The following is a 19,100-nucleotide window of genomic DNA, read 5'->3' as shown; positions in this document are numbered from 1 at the left end:
TTCGCGTCCTTCGCGTCCTTCGCGTCCTTCGCGTCCTTCGCGTCCTTCGCGTCCTTCGCGTCCTTCGCGTCCTTCGCGTCCTTCGCGTCCTTCGCGTCCTTCGCGCGAGCGTCGTGCTGGCCGGTCGCCAGGAACTCGACGCGATCGGCCTCAGTGCCGTTCAGGGCAGCGCGGGCGGCCTTGACCACCTCTGGTCCGCCAACGGAGGCGATCTGCGCGATCATGACGCGATTGTCATCGTCTCGCAGCCCATGCTGTGTCACCTCCAGGAAGTGGCGCAGCTCGGCGGGGGTCGCGGAACCGTTCAGGAGTTCCCTGATCGCCTCGCTCAGGATGGGACCGTCCCAGTCTTCGTCGATCCGGGCGAGCTCGGCCCGGTCGTCCTCGGCCTGGGCGAGGTAGCGGCCCTCCTTCAGGAAAGCGGCCCGGTCGGCCGGAGTTCCTGCGGGTGGCGCGCGAGGTCGCGGTGAGAGGGGTGCCCCCGAAACACCAGGACCGGCCGCGGTGGCGCCCGACGGACAGCTGGTGGTCGGTTTCGGCGCGGACATAGCGGTCCTGAGCCATCACCGGTGAGGAGCTGCCGACTTTTCGATCGCCGGCCGACACCGCGCTGCGTCCGACCGGCCCAACCGCATTCTCCGCCTCCCCGCTCCAGGCCACCCACGCCGATCACACCAGCTGCTTCTGCCAGCACCCGGCTCCCGTGCCCGTCCCCACGACAGACCTCTGCCACGACCACGGAACCGCCTTCGCCTCGGCTGCGTGCACGCTCGGCCTACTTCGTGCGAGCCCTCTGCGCAGGGACGGCTTCTACGAGGCAGTTTGACGTCATGAGCAGACTTCCAGACGACCTCCTGGTCCTGGTGCCGGGAAATTCGCTGCTGACGGCCACACCTGAGGAGGGACGAGCGCTGGCGTTGACCCTCGCCAGGCACACCGTGCACAACATCCAGCCCGAGCTGGACATTCTGCAAGGCGGACGCCCCAACTACTCGACCGACCCGCAGGCGCTCATGCATGCCGTGCACGTGATCGCGATCGAGTTCGCCACCATCGCGGCCGCCAACAACTACTGGCGTTCCTGACCGGTTCGCCGTGTGCTGCATGCCGTGAAGTGCCAGACCCCGGGAACACCCGAGGCGGTCAGCCGACCGGCATGACGAGCGCCGGGACGGTGCGCTGCATGCGCAGGGCGTCGACGGACTCGGCGAGCAGCTCGTACTCGGTGGTCTCGTCACTGGCGGCGATCCGCACCAGCCGTCCGTCCGCCAGGTCGTCGGCGGCGCGGTCCTGCCGGGCGCCGTCGGCGCACCAGGCGCGCAGCGCGCCTGGCACGTCGGGCACCGTCGCCGCCACCGGGACGAGCGCGGCGGAGGGGAAGCTGGGGTTCCCGGGGAGCGGGTCCAGCCGCTCCGCCATCCAGCACGCCCGGTCACGCAGCCACCACAGCGCCAGCGCCAGGGTGGGCGCGCGATAGGTGCCGAGCGGTACGCCGATGCGCCGCCCCCCGCACACTCCGTACGCGGTGACATGGCACAGGAATTCGTCGTGCACGATCACTCCCGCGGTCACGTTCCTCTTCTGCCGGCCCGGCCTCGTCTTCCGCGCAACTCCTGTGCGGCTCCTGTGCGTTGAAGTGCCCCTGACTTTGAGTATCTTCACTCCTGACACAGTGTCACCACGACTTTCCGGCCACTCTCCTGGCATATTCACCCCGCTTTCTGGCCGGAATGTGGCGCGTGTGCCCGCCCGACCTCGTTACCCGGGGAGTAATCGACCCGTCCGGCGGACCCGGGCATGGTGGTCACACCGGATCGACGCACCCGGAGATCCGGATCCCGACCAGTGACAACACCTCGACGGAGGCTGATTCGCCATGTCCGCACACACCACCGACCGCTTCGAGACCGCCGCCGCCCGCTACTTCGAGGCCTGGAACGCCACCGGGCCCGAGTCCCTGGCCAAGGCGGTCGCCACCGCCTGGACCGCGGACGGCGGCTACACCGACCCGCTCGCCGAAGTGCGCGGTCACGCGCAGATCGCGGCCGTGATCGCCGCGGCGCACGAGCAGTTCCCCGGTTTCGCCTTCCGCCCCCTGGGCGCCGTGGACGGCCACCACGACACGGCCCGCTTCTCCTGGGAACTGGTCAACGAGACGGACGGCTCGGCGCCGGTGGCCGGTTTCGACGTCCTCACCCTGGACGCCGAGGGACGCATCACGCAGGTGCTCGGCTTCCTGGACCGGGTGCCCACGGGACCGTGAACCGGCCGGGCGGCGGGGGCGGTCACCGGTGTGCCACAGCCCGAGGACGGCGACGGCGACGGCTCACGACCTGAGGACGGCGTCGATCCGCGCCAGTTCCTCCGCGTCGAAGTCCAGGTTCCGCGTCGCCGCCACGCTGTCCGCGAGCTGCCGGGGGCTGCTCGCGCCCACCAGGGCGGACGTGACCCGGCCGCCGCGCAGTACCCAGGCCAGGGCCAGCTGGGCGAGGGTCTGGCCGCGGGAGGCGGCGAGGTCGGCAAGGGCGCGGAGCCGTCCGACGAGTTCCGTGGTGACGGCTTCCGAGGTGAGGAACGGGCTGTCACCGGCCGCCCGGGAGTTCTCGGGAATGCCGTCCAGGTAGCGGGCGGTCAGCAGACCCTGCTCCAACGGGGAGTAGGCGATCGAGCCGACCTCCAGTTCGTCGAGCGTGTCGAGCAGCCCCTCGTCCTCGGGGCGGCGGTCGAGCATCGAGTAGCGCGGCTGGTGAATGAGGAGCGGGGTGCCCAGATCGCGGAGGATGCGGGCGGCTTCGCGGGTCTGCTGCGCCGAGTAGTTCGAGAGGCCGACGTAGAGCGCCTTGCCCTGCTGGACGGCGGAGTGCAGGGCGCCCATCGTCTCCTCCAGCGGAGTCTCCGGGTCGGGGCGGTGCGAGTAGAAGACGTCGACGTACTCCAGGCCCATCCGCTTCAGGCTCTGGTCGAGCGACGACAGCAGGTACTTGCGGGAGCCCCACTCGCCGTAGGGACCGGGCCACATCAGATAGCCGGCCTTGGTGGAGATGACCAGCTCGTCGCGGTACGGCGCGAAGTCGGCCCGCAGCGCCTCGCCGAGGGCGGACTCGGCGGCGCCGGGCGGCGGGCCGTAGTTGTTGGCCAGGTCGAAGTGGGTGACGCCGAGGTCGAAGGCGCGGCGCAGGATGGCGCGCTGGGTCTCGACCGGCCGGTCGGGGCCGAAGTTGTGCCACAGGCCGAGCGACAGCGCGGGGAGCTTCAGTCCGCTGCGGCCGGTGCGCCGGTAGGGCATGTCGGCGTAGCGGTCGGGGTGTGCGGTGTACAACGCGACTCCTGGGGGTTGGCGCACGGGACTACCCCTCCTACCCTTCCCCGACCCGGTACAGCGGTCCAACAGGAGAATCCGATGGAATTCAGAGGCTAGGGTTCTCAGTCATGGAACTGCGCCATCTCCAGCACTTCGTCGCGGTCGCCGAGGACCAGCACTTCACACGGGCGGCGGAGCGGCTGATGGTGTCCCAGTCCGGGCTGTCCGCGTCGATCCGGACCCTTGAGCGGGAGCTGCGGGCTCCGCTGTTCGTGCGCACCACCCGACGCGTGACGCTGACGGAGGCGGGGCGGGCCCTGCTGGCCGAGGCGGAGCGGATCCTGGCGCAGGTCAGGGCGGCGCACGAGGCGGTGGCCGCGGTCCAGGGTGTGCTGCGCGGACGGCTGGCCCTGGGCACCGAGCAGTGCATCGCGGGAGTGCAGGTGGCCGGGCTGCTCGCCGCGTTCCGCCGACGGCATCCCGAGGTGGAGATCCGGCTGCGGCAGACGGGCTCCGCCGCGCTGGCCGAGGAGGTCGGGGCGGGCCGGCTCGACCTGGCCTTCGCCTACCGCACCCAGGACGACACGGACCGGCTGTGCTCACTGCCGCTCACGAGCGAGCCGATGACCGTGCTGTGCCATCCGCGGCACCGCCTCGCTTCGACGGGTGCTGCGGTCGGGCCCGAAGACCTCGTCGACGAGGTCTTCGTGGACTTCCACCCCGGCTGGGGCCCGCGCAGCGGCACCGACGCCGCCTTCGCCGCCGCGGGCGTACGCCGTACGGTCGCGCTGGAGGTGAACGACGTGCACAGCCTCCTGGATCTGGTGGAGGAGGACCTGGGGATCGCCGTCGTACCCCGGCACTTCCGGCTCAAACGGCCCACACTGGCGGCCGTACCGCTGAAGGGCGCGGACGATGCGCGGTACGCGACGGTCGTGCTGCTGCCGCCCGAGACCGCGACCAGCCCCGCGGCCCGTGCGCTGATCACGCTGCTCGGGACGGAGTCCTGACCGATGGTGGTCATATGCACGCACGGGACATCCTCATCGACGGCTTCGGCCGCATCCGCGAAGAGGTCCACGCCGCGCTCGACGGCCTCGGACCGGACGACCTGCACGCCCGCCCGGCTCCGGGAGCCAACTCGATCGCCTGGCTGGTCTGGCATCTGACCCGGGTCCAGGACGACCATGTCGCCGACGCCTTCGGTCTCGACCAGGTGTGGCGGGCGGGGGGCTGGGAGCAGCGCTTCGGGCTCGGCCTGCCGCACCGGGACATCGGATACGGACACCGGCCCGAGCAGGTCGCCAAGGTTCGGGTGGACTCGGCGGACCTGCTCACCGGCTACTACGACGCCGTCCACGAACAGACCCTCGGAGTGCTGCGCGACCTGCCCGCGAAGGAGCTGGAGCGCGTCGTGGACGAGCGCTGGGACCCGCCGGTCGGCCTGGGCGTCCGGCTGGTCAGCGTCCTGTCCGACGATCTCCAGCACGTCGGACAGGCCGCCTATCTGCGGGGGCTGCTTCAGAGCGCGGCCGCGTAACCCGGCAGGATCACGTCACGGATGAGGGCGTTGCGCTCGTCGAAGGGGATGAACGCGCTCTTGAGCGCGTTCACGGTGACCGTGCGCAGGTCCTCCACGGTCCAGCCCGCCTCCTCGACGAGGAGGGACATCTCGCGGGTCATCGTCGTACCGGAGACCAGCCGGTTGTCCGTGTTGAGGGTGACCCGGAAGCCCAGGTCCTTCAGGGCCGTGATGGGGTGCTCGGCGATCGACGTGGCACAGCCGGTCTGGAGGTTGGAGGTCGGGCACATCTCCAGGGCGATACGACGGTCGCGGATCCAGCCGGCGAGGCGGCCGAGCTTGCCGGCCGCGAGGTCGGGGATGTCCTCGGTGATGCGCACACCGTGGCCGATGCGCTGGGCGCCGCACACCTGGAGGGCCTGGTGGATGCTGGGCAGGCCGTGCGCCTCACCGGCGTGGATGGTGAACGGCACGTTCTCGCGGCGCAGGTGCTCGAAGGCGGCGAGGTGGTCGGCGGGCGGGAAGCCGTCCTCGGCGCCCGCGATGTCGAAGCCCACGACACCGGCGTCGCGGTAGGTGACGGCGAGCTCGGCGGCCTCACCGACGCGGTCGAACATCCGCATGCCGCACAGCAGGGTGCCGACCCGGACGGGGGTTCCGGCGGCGGCCGCCTTGGCCATGCCGGCGGCGAGTCCCTCCTGGACGGTCTCCACGACCTCGCTGAGCGTGAGCCCGCCCTGGGTGTTCAGCTCGGGGGCGTAGCGCACCTCGGCGTAGACGACGCCGTCGGCGGCGAGGTCGAGCACGTACTCCTCGGCGACGCGCAGCAGACCCTCGCGGTTCTGCATCACGGCGAGGGTGTGCTCGAAGGTCGCTATGTAACGGACCAGGTCGCCGGAGTTCGCGGCCTCGTAGTACCAGGCGGCCAGCTCGTCGGGGTCGGTGGTGGGCAGGGTGTGGCCGACCGCGGCCGCGAGCTCCACGACGGTGGCGGGGCGCAGGCCGCCGTCGAGGTGGTCGTGCAGGACGGCCTTGGGCAGGCGGCGGATCACTTCGGCGTCTACGCGCGTAGCAGTCATGGTGGATCTTTCCTTGGGCGGGGAGCGGGCGGTTCGAAGCGGCGGTCGGAGTCCGGCGGTCGGAGTCCGCGGCAGTGAGGAAGCCGGCGTGGAGCGTCAGCCGGCGGGCTGGAGCAGGTCCCAGCGGTTGCCGTACAGATCCTGGAAGACGGCGACGCTGCCGTACGGCTCGTGGCGGGGCTCTTCCAGGAAGGTCACACCGGCGGCGGTCATCCGGGCGTGGTCGCGGGCGAAGTCGTCGGTGTGCAGGAAGAAGCCGACGCGGCCGCCGGTCTGGTCGCCGACCCGGGTCCGCTGGCCGTCGTTCTTGGCGCGGGCGAGCAGCAGTCCGGTGCCGTGCGCGTCCGTGCCGGGCGCGACGACGACCCAGCGGGAGCCGTCGGGACGGGGCTCGTCCTCGACGAGGCGGAATCCGAGGGCCTCGGTGTAGAAACGGATCGCCTCGTCGTAGTCGTCCACGACAAGGGTGACCAGGGCAACGCGTCTCATGGAGCCTTCCGGGTCGTGCGGTTAGCGGGAGAGGTTATACGTAAAACCCGCCGCGCGCCAGTCATGTCGAGGGCCCCCGTTCCCGTGCCGGGCCAGGACGAAGACGTAGCCCGAAGACGTAGATCGCGACGCCGGAGACGCTGCCGGAGAGGCCGGACTCCCTCGAAGATTTGAGCCACGGGAGCACCGTTAAACCAACAGTCCAGGCTGCCCAGTTTCAGCTGGACAGTTTCACCTGCAGACTGGTGGAAATTCGTTCGAGAGCAAGATATTTTGATGCCGAAATACCTGCCCTGCCGCACCTCTCCGATTCGGACAGCGGCTTTTTCGCGCCCTTTTTCAGGTGTTCTTCCCGCACGTCAGGAGTGGTTGAACGGTGGGACCTTTCCGCCTGCTCGTCTTAGGCAACGGGATCTCCGCATACGGCAGTTACCTCAACATGGTGGCGCTGAATGTCTTCGTGTACCAGCTTACGCACAGCGCATTTGCGGCCGGTATGTTTTTGGCCGTGCGGCTGCTGACCAGTGTGGGCAGCGGATTTGTCAGCGGTCGGCTGGTAACTCGATTCGACCGCAAACGACTCATGGTCGGTTCCGACCTCACCCAGGCGACTGCCCTGCTGGTCCTGCTGTCGCTGCCCGATACCGCGCGGGCGCCCATGCTGTACGTGCTGGCGGTCACCGCCGGCGCCTGTTCCACCCTCTCCCAGGTCGCGCTTCGCAGCAGCGTCCCGGAGATCGTCGGCCCCGACCTGCGGGCCAAGGCGAACGGCCTGCTGGTGACCGGACGGTCCCTGGCCATGATCGCCGGGTTCGCCTCCTCCGGCCTGGTCGTCGCCAAGCTCGGCTACTCCGCCGCGTTCGCCCTCGACGCCGTCACCTTCGCGGTCTCCGCTGTCGTCCTCTTCCTGCTGCCGATCCGCACCCGCGCGGCCGCCGGCCCGCAGAGCGCCGAAGGGCCGGACAGAGCCGCCGAGGAGACCGGCGGCACCCGCTGGGCCTCCCTCGCGCTGCTGCGTGCCGCACCACTGCTCGCGGTGATGATCGCGATCCGGGCGGCCGACGGGCTGGGCTCCTCCTCGCACAACGTGGCCCTGCCGGTGTACTCCAGCGACCTCGACCCTCATCACCCGGCCACCTTCATCAGCCAGTTCTGGGCGACCTGGGCGATCGGCAGCATCGTCGCGCAGCAGGTGTGCGGGCGGTACCTGGGCAAGGGCGAACGCACCTTCGGGGAGCGGGCGTTCGCGCTCGGTTCCTGTGCCATGTCGGCGGCGTTCATCCTGGTCTTCTGCGGACTGCCCACCCCGCTCGCCGTCGGCGTCGCGCTCGTCGCCGGTATGGCGGACGGGTTCACGGAGATCGCCTACGTCACCCGACTGCAGGCCGTACCGGACGATCAGCGCGGCCGTCTCTTCGGGCTGTCCGCATCCTTCGAGAACGGCGGGTTCGGCCTGGGCATGGTGGTGAGCGCGGTGGTGCTGGAGTTCAGCTCGCCCCTCGTCGTCGTGAGCGCGTTCCACGGCGTCGCCATCGTCCTGTGCACCGCCTTCCTGGTAGCCATGACCCGACGGTCCCGGTCGGCACCCGCCGCGGCGGTGACCGGTGATCGGTCGCCCGGTACGGCGGCGGCCGGTGATCCGGTGCCTCGCTCGGCGACGGCCGGTGATCCGGTGCCTGGTACGGCGACGGCCGGTGATGCAGTGCCTGGTACGGCGGCGGCCGAGAGCCGGCGGTTACCCGGACGCGACGTCCACGCGGCGGAAGGCGGTGGCGCGTGACCTCCTCGGCCCACGCGCGGATCGCCGTGATCGGCATGGCTTTCCGCTTCCCCGGCGCGGACGGACCGGACGACTTCTGGCGCGTCATCCGCGACGGCGAGAACCGCATCACCCGCTTCACCGAGCGGCAACTCGCCGCCGCCGGAGTACCCGAGGACACCTACCGGGCACCCGACTTCGTCGGCGCGGGTGGCGTACTCGACGACATCGCCGGATTCGACGCCGAGTTCTTCGGCATCAGCGGCCGGGAGGCGGAGCACACCGACCCGCAGCACCGGCTCTTCCTGGAGTGCGCCCACCACGCGCTGGAGAACTCCGGCTACGGCGGCCAACCGCCCGGCCTGCACGTGGGCGTGTTCGCCAGCACGGGCTACCAGTTGTACTCACTGCACACCTACCTGCTGAGCAACGCCATGCGCGAGGCGGGCGACGACTGGCTGTCGCGGATGCAGGTGATGGTCGGCAACCACCCCGACTTCACCGCCTCCCGCGTGGCGTTCCGGCTCGGGCTGACCGGACCGGCCCTGGGGGTCCAGGTCGGCTGCTCCAGTTCGCTCGCCGGCGTGCACCTCGCCGCACAGTCGCTCCTCGCCGGTGACTGCGACATCGCGCTCGCCGGAGCCACCGCGCTGCATGTGCCCCAAGTGCTCGGCTACCGCCATGTGAAGGGCTCGATCCTCTCCAGGACCGGGATCGTGCGGGCGTTCGACGCGGACGCGGACGGCACGGTCGGCGGCACCGGCGTCGCCGCCGTCGTACTCAAGCCGCTCGACCGGGCCTTGGCCGACGGGGACACGGTCCACGGGGTCATCAGCGGCTGGGGCATCACCAACGACGGTGACGACAAGACGACTTACAGCGCCCCCAGCGCCTCGGGACAGCAGCGCGCGGTGGAACGGGCCCTGGACCGGGCCGGAGTGAGCGCCGACAGCATCGGCTACCTTGAGACACACGGCACCGGCACGTTCAAGGGCGACCCGATCGAGTTCGCCGGGGCGACGGCCGCGTTCCGCCGGGACACCGAGCGGACCGGATACTGCGCGCTCGGCTCCACCAAGGCCAACATCGGTCACCTGGACGTCTGTTCCGGACTCGCAAGCCTCATCAAGGCCATGCTCGTCCTCAAGCACGGCGTCGTCCCGCCGATGGCGAACTTCTCCCGCCCCAACCCCGCTCTCGACCTGGCGGCCAGTCCCTTCTACATCCCTGGCACGGCACGTCCCTGGCCGGCCGGCGACGGCCCGCGCCGGGCCGGAGTGACCTCGCTGGGCGTCGGCGGCACCAATGTCCACCTGATCCTGGAGGAACCGCCCACCCCCGCGCCTCGCGGCCCTCGCGTCGGGCCGCCCGGCGTACTCGCGCTCTCCGGCCGCACCGAGGCCGCGCTCACCGCCAACGCCCGCGCCTTCCGCGACCATCTGCGCCGGCACCCCGGCACCGACCTGGCCGATCTGCTCGCCTCCACCGCCGGACGCAGGAACGGAAGGCACCGGCTGGCCGTCCGTGGCGACACCATCGCGGCGCTCGCCGACGCCCTGGACGATCGGCTTGCCCACCCGCAGGCTCCCGCCGGGCCTGGAACCGGACGGCCGCGCGTCGGCTTCCTGTTCACCGGACAGGGCAGCGCGTACCCCGGGATGGCCGCCCCGCTGTACGAGCGATTCCCGGCGGTCCGCGAGGTGCTGGACGGCTGCGAGCACCTGTACGTCGGCCTGCATGGCGGCTCACTGCTCGACCCGCTGCTTGCCGCGCCCACGGACGGCACCCCGCCGGTGTGGCCCACGGCCACCGCACAACCCGCGCTCTACGCTCTCCAGTGCGCCCTCGTGACGCTGTGGCGGCGGGCGGGTGTCGAACCGGACATCGTCGCCGGGCACAGCGTGGGGGAATACGCGGCGCTGACCGCCGCCGGGGCTCTCACGATCGAGGACGGCCTGCGCCTCACCGCCGAACGCGGCAGGCTCATGGAGCGGCACTGCTCCCCCGGCGCAATGACCGCGGTCCTCACCGACCGGGCCGGTGCCCGCTCGCTGGCGGACGAGATCCCGGGCCTCGAAGTGGCCGTGGTCAACGGCGAACACGCCCATGTGCTCGCGGGACCGCGCACCGCCGTGGACGAACTGGACGCGCTGCTGCGCGAACGAGGACTGACGGGACGGCGGCTGCCCGTCGACCGGGCCTTCCACACCGCGCTGATGGACCCCGTGCTGGCCGGGCTGCGAACCCTCGCCACCGGGATCGCGGCGGGCCCTGTCACCGTGCCCTTCGTCTCCGGCCTCGACGGGCGGAACCGGGCACCGGGCTGGACCCCGGCCCCGGACTACCTGGTACGCCAGGCCCGTGAGCCGGTGCTGTTCGCGTCCGCGCTGCACACGGTCGCCGAGGCCGGCGCCACGGCGCTGGTGGAGATCGGCCCCGGTGGCGCGCTGGCCGGTATCGCCCGGCGTTCGCTGCCCCGGGTGCCCGCGCTGCCGAGCCTGCGGTCCGGCGCCGGCCTCGAACCGCTCTGGGACGCGGCCGCCGAACTCCACCGGGCAGGAGCGGACATCGACTGGCGCGCGTTCGTCGAAGGCAGCGACGGCAGGCGGATCCCGCTGCCGGGCTACCGCTTCCAGCACAAGACCTACTGGACCGGTCCCGCTCCCGTCGTATTCCGGACCATGCAGCCCGTTCACGGGCTCACCGACGCTGATGAAGCCGTCGAAGTCGATGAAGTTGACGAAGTTAATGAAGTTGATGAAGGAGCGGACATGACATCCGAGGCCGAAGCCCTCGAACCGGTACTGCGCCACGTCACCGAGGTGCTTGCCCGGACGCTGGGGCAAGACCCGGCCGCCGTGGCCGAGGACAGCGCCTTCTTCGACCTCGGCGCGGACTCACTGCTGATGATCGGCGTGCTGCGGGAACTGGAGGAGACGCACCAGGTCAGGATGACCATGCGCGAGCTGTTCGAGGACGCGGCCACACCCCGTCTGCTCGCGGAGCTGATCGTCGCGCGCAGAGCGGGCGAGGCCGGCGGAGCGGTCGAGGGGACCGAGGCGACCAAGGCGGCCGAGCCGACCGAGGCGGAGCCGATGCCGGCTGCCACCGGGCCCATGCCGCCCCTTGCCGAGCCGGCGGCGCCCGCGTTCGCGTCCGCGCCAGTGTCCGAGCCGATGCCCGCGGACTCCGCGGACCACGTGACCCGTGCCGAACTCGATGACATCTCCCGTCAGATCAAGCAACTGTCGGAGATCCAGCTGCGGATGATGTCCCAGCTCTTCGAACTCACCCAGCTGCTGTCTCAGCGGGAGGCGGCGCCCGCGCTCAACGGGAGGGCCGCCAAGTGACCCAGGTCTCCGCCTCCATCGACCAGGACCTCGCCGCCCTGGCCGACCTCTCGGCCCGCATCTCCGAGCGGATCGACCGGCATGCCTCGACGTCTGGTTCGGCTTCGACACAGGCCGTGGCCCCGGCCCCGGCCCCGGTTTCGGCCCCGATTTCGGCTCCGGCTCCGGCTCCGGCTCCGGCCAAGGTCCCGGCCCCCGCTCCGAAGTCGGCGTCGACCCCACCCCCGGCCACCCACGGCCCCCGCGTCACCGTGTCCCGGACTTCGAGCATGGTCCGTGGCACGACTGCGGACCGGACCGCCCAGGAGGCCCATCTGGCGGACCTGGTGAGCCGTTACACCGACCGCACCCGCCGCTCCAAGGAGATCGCGGCGCGCCACCGCGGCGTGCTGGCCGACAGTCGCGCGGTGGTCGGATTCCGCAGCGCCACCAAGGAGATGCTCTACCCGCTCGCCGGCCGACGTGCCTCGGGTGCCCGGCTGGAGGACGTGGACGGCAACCGCTACGTCGACATCACCATGGGGTTCGGCGTCCTCCTCTTCGGTCACGAGCCGGAGTTCGTCACCGAGGCGGTCCGCGCGCACCTGTCCCGGGGTATCCGGCTCGGCCCCCGGGCCACCGAGACCGGCGAGGCCGCCGAACTGCTGGCGGAGCTCACCGGCATGGAGCGGGTGGCCTTCGCCGTCTCCGGCACCGAGGCGAACTCCGGAGCCATCCGGCTCGCCCGCGCGGCCACCGGCCGCGACCTCGTCGTCACCTTCCAGGGCGCCTACCACGGCCACGCCGACAACGTCCTCGGCCGCTCCACGGGCTCCGGCACCGACACGGCGACGGTGCCCGTGTCCACGGGTATCCCGCGCGGCGCCGTCCAGGACCTGGTGGTGCTCGGCTACGGCGACCCGGCTGCCCTGCAGACGATCGAACTGCTCGCGGACCGTATCGCCGCGGTCATCGTGGAGCCCGTGCAGAGCCGCCATCCCGCCCTGCGCCCGGCGGAGTTCGTGCGCTCCCTGCGCGAGGTGACCCGACGTCATGGCATCGTGCTGATGTTCGACGAAATGCTCACCGGCTTCCGTCCCGCGCTGCGCGGCGCCCAGGAGCTGTACGGCGTCACCCCCGACCTCGCCACCTACGGCAAGGTCCTCGGTGGCGGCTACCCGGTCGGCGCGATCGCGGGCCGTGCGGACATCATGGACGGCGTCGACGGTGGCCTCTGGCAGTACGGCGACGACAGCTACCCGGCGACCGAGACCACGTTCTTCGGCGGCACCTACCTCCAGCACCCGGTCTCCATGACCGCCGCCAAGGCGGTCCTCACCCACCTCAAGCAACACGGCCCCGGCCTCCAACAGCGTCTGAACGCCCGTACCGACGCCTTCGCGGACACCCTCAACCGGTTCTTCGTGGACGAGGAATTCCCGCTGAGTGTCAGCCACTTCGGGTCCCAGTTCCGCTTCGAGCACCGCGCCGACATGGAGTTGCTGTACCACCACCTGATCCTGCGCGGGGTGCACGTCTGGGAGTGGCGCAACTTCTTCCTCTCGACCGCCCACACCGACGACGACATCGACCACATCGTCAGCGCCGTCAAAGGTTCCCTGCGCGAGCTGCGCGATTCCGGCTTCTTCCCGCGCGCCCGGCCGACCTCTGCCGCCACGGCCCCCAAGCCAGTACCCCGCATAGCCTGGAACGCGACGGCGAGCCGTTCCCGGCCCACCGGCTCCGCCACGACAACCGCTGCCACACCAGCTCCAGCTATACCGGCCCCTGCCACATCGGCCAGTGCCGCACCGGCGGCTACGCCCGTTCCGGCACCCTCCCCCGCGCGGTCGGCCGAGCCCATGCCCGCCCCCGCCCCCGCCCCCGCCCCCGCCCCCGCCCCCGCCCCCGCCCCGGCACGTACCCCGGAGCGTCGCGCCCTCGACTTCAGCGTCTATTTCTTCGGCGACTACCCGTCCGACGCGTCCGGCCACCACAGCGCCTACGAACTCATCATGGAGACGGCCCGGTTCGCCGACGAGCACGGATTCCACGCTCTGTGGATGCCCGAACGGCACTTCCACTCCTTCGGCGGCCTCTTCCCCAACCCCGCGGTCCTCGCCGCCGCGTTGGCTCGCGAGACCCGGCGGATCCGGTTGAACGCCGGGTCGGTGGTGCTGCCGCTGCACGACTCGGTCCGGGTGGCCGAGGAATGGTCGATGGTCGACAGCATCTCGGGCGGCCGGGTCGGCATCGGCTGTGCCAGCGGCTGGCACGCCAACGACTTCGTGTTCTTCCCCGACCGTTTCGGCCGGCACAAGGAGTTGATGTACGAGCAGGTCGAGGAGATACGGCGGCTCTGGCGCGGCGAGCCGCTGCCCCGCGTGACCGGCGACGGGGTGGCCGACGTAAGGCTGTTCCCGAGACCGGTACAGGACACCCCGCCCATGTACACGGCGGTCGTCGGCAACCCCGCGTCGTACGAACTCGCCGCACGCCACGACCTGGGCATCGTCACCAACCTCATGTCCCAGAGCGTCGAGCAGCTCGCCGAGAACATCGCCCGCTACCGCCGCACCCGTGCCGCACATGGCCTCGACCCCGACGCCGGCCGCGTCGCCGTACTGCTGCACACCTACCTCGCCGACGACCACGCCACGGCACGCTCCGAGGCGTACGCACCGCTCGCCCGCTACATGCGCGCGTCCCTCTCCCTCTTCGGCAACGTCACCAACAGCCTCGGCTACAACATCGACCTGGCCGCCCTGAGCGAGGACGACCTCGACACGCTGTTCCGCCGCGCCTACGACCGCTACTGCGACCAGCGCGCCCTCATCGGCACCGTCGACACCGTCGCTCCGGTGGTCGAGGCGGTCACCGCCGCGGGCGCCGACGAGATCGTCTCGCTCGTCGACTTCGGTGTCCCCGCCGACGACCTGCGCGCGAGCCTCGTACACGTCGACGCGCTGCGCCGCAGGCACCGGGAACAGCGGCCTGCGGCTCCCGACACCGGTGCCCCGCTCTCCCCGGGACAACAGCGATTGTGGTTCCTGCGCCGCATGTTCCCGGACCACACCGGCTACAACGAGGTCAAGGCCATCCGCCTGGACGGCCCGCTGGACCCGGCCGTCCTGCGTGCGGCACTGCGCGCGCTGATCACCCGGCACCCCGCCCTGCGCACCGTGTTCCGTGAAGTCGCGGGCGAGCCGCGCCAGTTCGTGCGGGATGCGGCGGAACCCGACTTCGCGGTGCTGGAACGCCCCGACGGAGAAGCCGCGTTGAGCGAGGTGCTGGCCGCCGAGAGCGCCCGCCGCTTCGACCTGGAGAATGGCCCGCTGCTGGTCACCCGGCTGATCCGGTCGGCCGCCGAGCGCCATGTGCTCGTCCTGTCGATGCACCACATCGTCTCGGACGCCGAGTCCGCCACGATCCTCTCCCGCGACCTGTCCGCGCTCTACCGCGCCGAACGCGACGGCACCGCCGCGGACCTCCCCGAACTCACCCGCACCTACGCCGACCACGTCCGCGACCAACTGGCCGCCCAGGAAGGCCCCGAAGCAGCGGCCGACCTCGCTCACTGGCGCAAGGCGTTGGCGGGCGACCTACCGGTCCTCGCCCTGCCGCACGATCGGCCCCGGCCCGCCACGATGACCTCCCGGGGCCGCACGGCAAGCCATCTCCTCGACCCTGAACTGTCCGACGCGATACGTGAGTTCAGCCGACGCGGCCGGGTCACCACCTTCATGACGCTCCTCGCCGGATACGCGGCCGCACTGCACCGCACCACCGGCCAGGACGACATCGTCATCGGCACGCCCGCCTCCCACCGGCCTCCGGACGCGGCCGACGTGATCGGCTTCTACCTCAACACTCTCGCCCTGCGCGTCGACCTCTCCGGCGACCCGGACTTCACCGCCCTGCTGGCCCGAGTCCGCTCCCTCGCCCTCGACGCCTACGACCACGCCGGGGTGCCCTTCGAGACCGTGGTCCGTGAACTGGCCCCACCACGGACGACCGCGCACACCCCCGTCTTCCAGGCGATCGCCGAGTACGAGAAGGGCGAGGCGTTCCGCTTCGACCTGCCCGGCGTGCAGGCCGCCCCGCTCAACCACGGCCCGGACAAGTCCCTCACCGACCTGTGCGTCTACTTCACCGACCTGCCGGCCGGGATCCGCTGCCAACTGGAGTACAGCACCGACCTCTTCGACCCCGGGACGATCGACCGGTTCTTCACCGTCCTCCGGGACGTCCTGCGGGCGGCCGTACGCGACCCCGGGACCCGGCTGTCCGCACTCCACGAAGACCACCTGTACGGCGCGGCGCGCCCCGTCGAGCCGGTCACCGTGGCCGAGCTGGTGGCCCGGAGCGCGACAACCGGCCCTGACCGGCCCGCCGTCACCGCCGACGGCACCACACTGACGTACCGCGAACTGGAACGGCGCGCCGAACGCCTAGCGGCCGTCCTGCGCGCCCGGGGCGCCGCACCCGACAGCCCCGTCGCCGTCCGGCTGCCCCGCTCCCCGGACCTGATCGTCGCCCTGTACGGCGTCCTCAAGGCCGGTCATTCGTACCTGCCGCTCGACCCCGCCCTCGGACGGCCGCGCGCCGAGGCTGCGATCGCGCACAGCGGTGCCCGGACCCTGGTCACCGCCGGTACCGCCGAACCGCTCGACCTGCCCGACGGCACCGTCGTACTGGACCTCACCGACCTGCCCGACACGAGCGCACCCCTCGCCCCGGCCCCCCACCCGGACCCCGAGTCGCCCTGCTACGTCATCCACACCTCCGGCAGCACCGGCACCCCCAAGGGCGTGGTCGTGTCGCACCGGGCCGTGGTGGACCTCTGCCAATGGCACCACCGGCGCTTCGCGTTCACCCCGGCCGACCGCAGCGCCCTCGTGTGCAGCCCGAGCTTCGATGCCTCCGTCCTGGAGATCTGGCCCGCGCTGACCGCCGGTGCCCGCGTCGTCGTACCGGACGACGCGGTACGGCTGGACGCGCTGACCCTGGCCCGCTGGTACACCGCCGAGCGCGTCACCCACTCCATCCTGCCCACCGCCCTCGGCGAGGCCGTCCTGACTCTCGCCCCGGCCGACCAGCCCCCGCTGCGCCACCTGCTCGTGGGCGGTGACGTACTGCGCGTGAGACCACGCCCCGGCACGCCCTACGAGACGGTCAACGTGTACGGCCCCACGGAGACCACCGTGCTGTGCACCACCGAGACCGTGACCCCCGCCGAGCCGGGCACCGACCCCGGGCCCGTGCCGATCGGCCGCCCCGTCGACAACGTACGGCTGCTCGTCCTCGACCAGCACGGCGCCCCCGTACCCGACGGCACCACCGGCGAGCTGTACGTCGGCGGACCCGGCCTCGCCGACGGTTATCTGGGCCGCCCCGAGCTGACCGGGGAACGCTTCGTCCGTCCGGCGGGCGCGGCCGACCGGATGTACCGCACCGGAGATCTGGTGCGCTGGAACGCGGACGGTGCGCTGGAGTTCGCCGGGCGCACCGACGACCAGGTGAAGATCCGCGGCTTCCGCGTCGAACCGGCGGAGGTCGCCGGTGCTCTGCTCGCCCTGCCCTCGGTCCGCGAGGCGATCGTGCTGGGCCGGCGCGACGGCAGAGGAGAGACACGCCTCGTCGCGCATGTCGTACCCGCCGTGCCGACCGGTGACGGCACGGCCGCCCGGCAGGCCTTCGTGGACCGGCTGACCGGTGAACTCGCCGACCGGCTGCCGGAATACCTCGTCCCGCGCGCCTGGTCGGTCCTGACCGGACTGCCGCTGTCCGCGACAGGGAAGGTGGACCGCACGGCCCTGCCCGACCCCGGGCACATCACCGTCCACCCCGGGGCAAGGCTCGGCAAGCAGCCGGGCGGAGCCCACGACGGCCTCCCGGACACCGTGGCCAGGCTCCGCGACCTGTGGGCCGCCGAGTTCGGGGTCCCGGCCGACACCATCGGCGCCGAAGCCGACTTCTTCAACCTCGGCGGGCACTCGATCACCGCGATCCGGCTGATCAACCGGGTCCGCGAGGCCTTCGGCACCGAGTACCCGATGGCCCGGTTCTACGAGGACGCCACCCTGCGGGCCATGGCCGCCCACCTGGCCGGACCCGGGTCCGCGCGGGACACCGGCGAGCGCCGATGGCCGGTCACCCTCCAGCAGCAGGGGTTCATCACCAACCACGGGAACCACCCGGTCCCGGAGGTCTACAACGTCGCCCTGCGGATCACCCTCACCGGCGAACCCGACCTGCCGGCCCTGCGTACCGCGCTCACCGGGCTCGTCGCCCGCCACGACTCGCTGCGCACACGGTTCACCGAGGCGGACGGCGCGTGGTGGCAGGAGACGTACGAGCCCCGGCCCGTCGGGCTGCCGGTTGAGGACTTCACCGCACGCCCGGACGACGCGGAACACGCCATCGCCGAGGCCGCCCGGACACCCTTCGACCTCACCGGCGGCTCGTCCGACCCCGTCTTCCGGCTGCTGCGCACCGGCGAGTCGACCTGGGTGCTGCTGATCGTCATGCACCACGCGACCTGCGACGGTTGGGCCGTCAGCGTGCTTCTGCACGACTTCGCCGCCCTCTACACGGCCGCCGCCACCGGTACCGCGCCGACCCTCACGGAACCCGCGCCGCAGCCCGGTGAGTACGCCCGCCGGCAGCGGGACGACGCGCCCACTCCCGCCGAGCTGCGCGCGAAAGCCGATTACTGGAGCCGCGAACTGGACGGCGCCCCGTTCGTCCACGGACTGCCGCTCGACCGGCCGCGTCCGGAGAAGCTGAGCGGACGGGGAGACGCCGTGGTGTTCACGGTGCCCGCCGACGTGCGCGACGACGTCGAACGGCTGGCCAAGCAGCGCGGCACGACACCGTTCGCGGTCACGGCGGCGGCCCTCGGCACACTGCTGTGCCGGCTCTCCGGGGAGCCGGACGTCATGCTCAGCGTGCCCTACGCCAACCGCCGGGGCCGAGAGACCGAGACGCTGGTGGCATGCACGGCCTCCGCGTACGCGCTGCGGATACGACCCGCCGACGCCCCGGACTTCACCACGCTCATCGACCGGATCACCCGCACCTCGGCGGCGGCCGTCGACCACATCATGCCGCTGTGGCAGCTCTCCGCGCTGCTGCGCGAGGAGCGTGGGATGGACGTGCCCGCCCGCGTCCCCGTCGGCTTCCACTTCCAGAGCTCCCTGCAGGCCGACATCGAACTGCCCGGCCTGGAAGTCGCCGTCGAGGATCTCGCCGTCCCTGCCGCACGAGGAGAGTTCGGCCTCGGTCTCATCCCGGTGGCCGACGTGTACGCCGGGTACGTCGAGTACTCGACCGACCTGTGGGACGGCCCGACGATCGAACGCTGGGCCGGGGACTACGCCGAACTGCTGGCGAAGGAGGTGCGGATGGCGCTACGGGACTGACTCCTCCCCGTTTCCAGCCGCTTCCGGCGGGGCGGGCCGCCCCGCCGACCGCCCTCAGCGACACACCACTGCCACCCCGGCGCAGCGCGACGACATCGGCGTCCACGGACACCGCGACCTTCTCGGGAGGAGGGGTGCCGAGCTCTGGCAAGTGGGTCCGCCAGGACCGGATCGACAGGGCCGTGGGTGGCCGACCC

At 71.6% G+C, this 19,100-nt stretch carries 12 protein-coding genes; 7 read left to right on the top strand and 5 right to left on the bottom strand.

All coding sequences use genetic code 11. The annotated features are described in order from the left end of the window. On the bottom strand, positions 1-548 hold a 548-nt coding region (locus ACIPK3_RS25580; protein WP_402573193.1), incomplete at its 3' end, for an ALF repeat-containing protein. Between the two features lie 282 nt (positions 549-830). On the opposite strand from ACIPK3_RS25580, the gene ACIPK3_RS25575 reads away from it, so the two are divergent. Continuing rightward, positions 831-1,085, top strand: coding sequence for a hexameric tyrosine-coordinated heme protein (locus ACIPK3_RS25575; protein ID WP_402573191.1), 255 nt, complete (start codon positions 831-833; stop codon positions 1,083-1,085). Between the two features lie 58 nt (positions 1,086-1,143). Here the strand turns inward: ACIPK3_RS25575 and ACIPK3_RS25570 are convergent, their stop codons facing one another. Continuing rightward, on the bottom strand, positions 1,144-1,554 hold the full coding sequence (locus ACIPK3_RS25570; RefSeq protein ID WP_402573189.1) for a hypothetical protein: 411 nt from the start codon (positions 1,552-1,554) through the stop codon (positions 1,144-1,146). A 322-nt stretch (positions 1,555-1,876) separates the two neighbouring features. On the opposite strand from ACIPK3_RS25570, the gene ACIPK3_RS25565 reads away from it, so the two are divergent. Beyond that, positions 1,877-2,263, top strand: a complete 387-nt coding sequence (locus tag ACIPK3_RS25565) for a nuclear transport factor 2 family protein (protein WP_402573187.1) — start codon at positions 1,877-1,879, stop codon at positions 2,261-2,263. A 63-nt stretch (positions 2,264-2,326) separates the two neighbouring features. On the opposite strand, the gene mgrA is transcribed toward ACIPK3_RS25565, so the two are convergent. Beyond that, complete coding sequence (mgrA, locus tag ACIPK3_RS25560) at positions 2,327-3,319, bottom strand: L-glyceraldehyde 3-phosphate reductase (RefSeq protein ID WP_402573186.1); 993 nt, start codon at positions 3,317-3,319, stop codon at positions 2,327-2,329. Between the two features lie 110 nt (positions 3,320-3,429). Here mgrA and ACIPK3_RS25555 point away from each other — a divergent pair, with 110 nt between their 5' ends. Together ACIPK3_RS25555 and ACIPK3_RS25550 are read left to right on the top strand one after the other, a co-directional pair. Further along, a complete protein-coding gene (locus tag ACIPK3_RS25555) occupies positions 3,430-4,311 on the top strand; it encodes a LysR substrate-binding domain-containing protein (RefSeq protein ID WP_402573184.1) in 882 nt (293 codons plus the stop codon). Between the two features lie 14 nt (positions 4,312-4,325). Continuing rightward, positions 4,326-4,841, top strand: coding sequence for a DUF664 domain-containing protein (locus tag ACIPK3_RS25550; RefSeq protein WP_402573182.1), 516 nt, complete (start codon positions 4,326-4,328; stop codon positions 4,839-4,841). Here ACIPK3_RS25550 and ACIPK3_RS25545 read toward each other — a convergent pair. Both ACIPK3_RS25545 and ACIPK3_RS25540 read right to left on the bottom strand, forming a co-directional pair. Further along, entirely contained in the window at positions 4,823-5,902 is a 1,080-nt protein-coding gene (locus tag ACIPK3_RS25545; protein ID WP_402573180.1) for an adenosine deaminase, read from the bottom strand. The genes ACIPK3_RS25550 and ACIPK3_RS25545 overlap by 19 nt on opposite strands. A gap of 96 nt (positions 5,903-5,998) precedes the next feature. Then, positions 5,999-6,391: a VOC family protein gene (locus ACIPK3_RS25540; protein ID WP_402573178.1), complete on the bottom strand. Its 393-nt coding sequence runs from the start codon at positions 6,389-6,391 to the stop codon at positions 5,999-6,001. Positions 6,392-6,767: 376 nt separating this feature from the next. On the opposite strand from ACIPK3_RS25540, the gene ACIPK3_RS25535 reads away from it, so the two are divergent. The 3 genes from ACIPK3_RS25535 to ACIPK3_RS25525 are packed head-to-tail and all read left to right on the top strand — an operon-like array spanning position 6,768 to position 18,903. Beyond that, complete coding sequence (locus ACIPK3_RS25535; protein WP_402573176.1) at positions 6,768-8,171, top strand: MFS transporter; 1,404 nt, start codon at positions 6,768-6,770, stop codon at positions 8,169-8,171. Next, entirely contained in the window at positions 8,168-11,500 is a 3,333-nt protein-coding gene (locus tag ACIPK3_RS25530) for a type I polyketide synthase (protein ID WP_402573174.1), read from the top strand. The genes ACIPK3_RS25535 and ACIPK3_RS25530 overlap by 4 nt, the downstream gene beginning before the upstream one ends. Further along, positions 11,497-18,903 (top strand): MupA/Atu3671 family FMN-dependent luciferase-like monooxygenase, encoded by a 7,407-nt coding sequence (locus tag ACIPK3_RS25525; RefSeq protein ID WP_402573172.1) that lies wholly within the window; start codon positions 11,497-11,499, stop codon positions 18,901-18,903. The genes ACIPK3_RS25530 and ACIPK3_RS25525 overlap by 4 nt, the downstream gene beginning before the upstream one ends. The last annotated feature ends 197 nt before the right edge of the window (positions 18,904-19,100 follow it).

This window comes from Streptomyces sp. NPDC086787 (assembly GCF_044745865.1).
In the GTDB taxonomy this organism is placed as follows: domain Bacteria; phylum Actinomycetota; class Actinomycetes; order Streptomycetales; family Streptomycetaceae; genus Streptomyces.
This window is presented reverse-complemented; position numbering and strand designations above follow the sequence as displayed.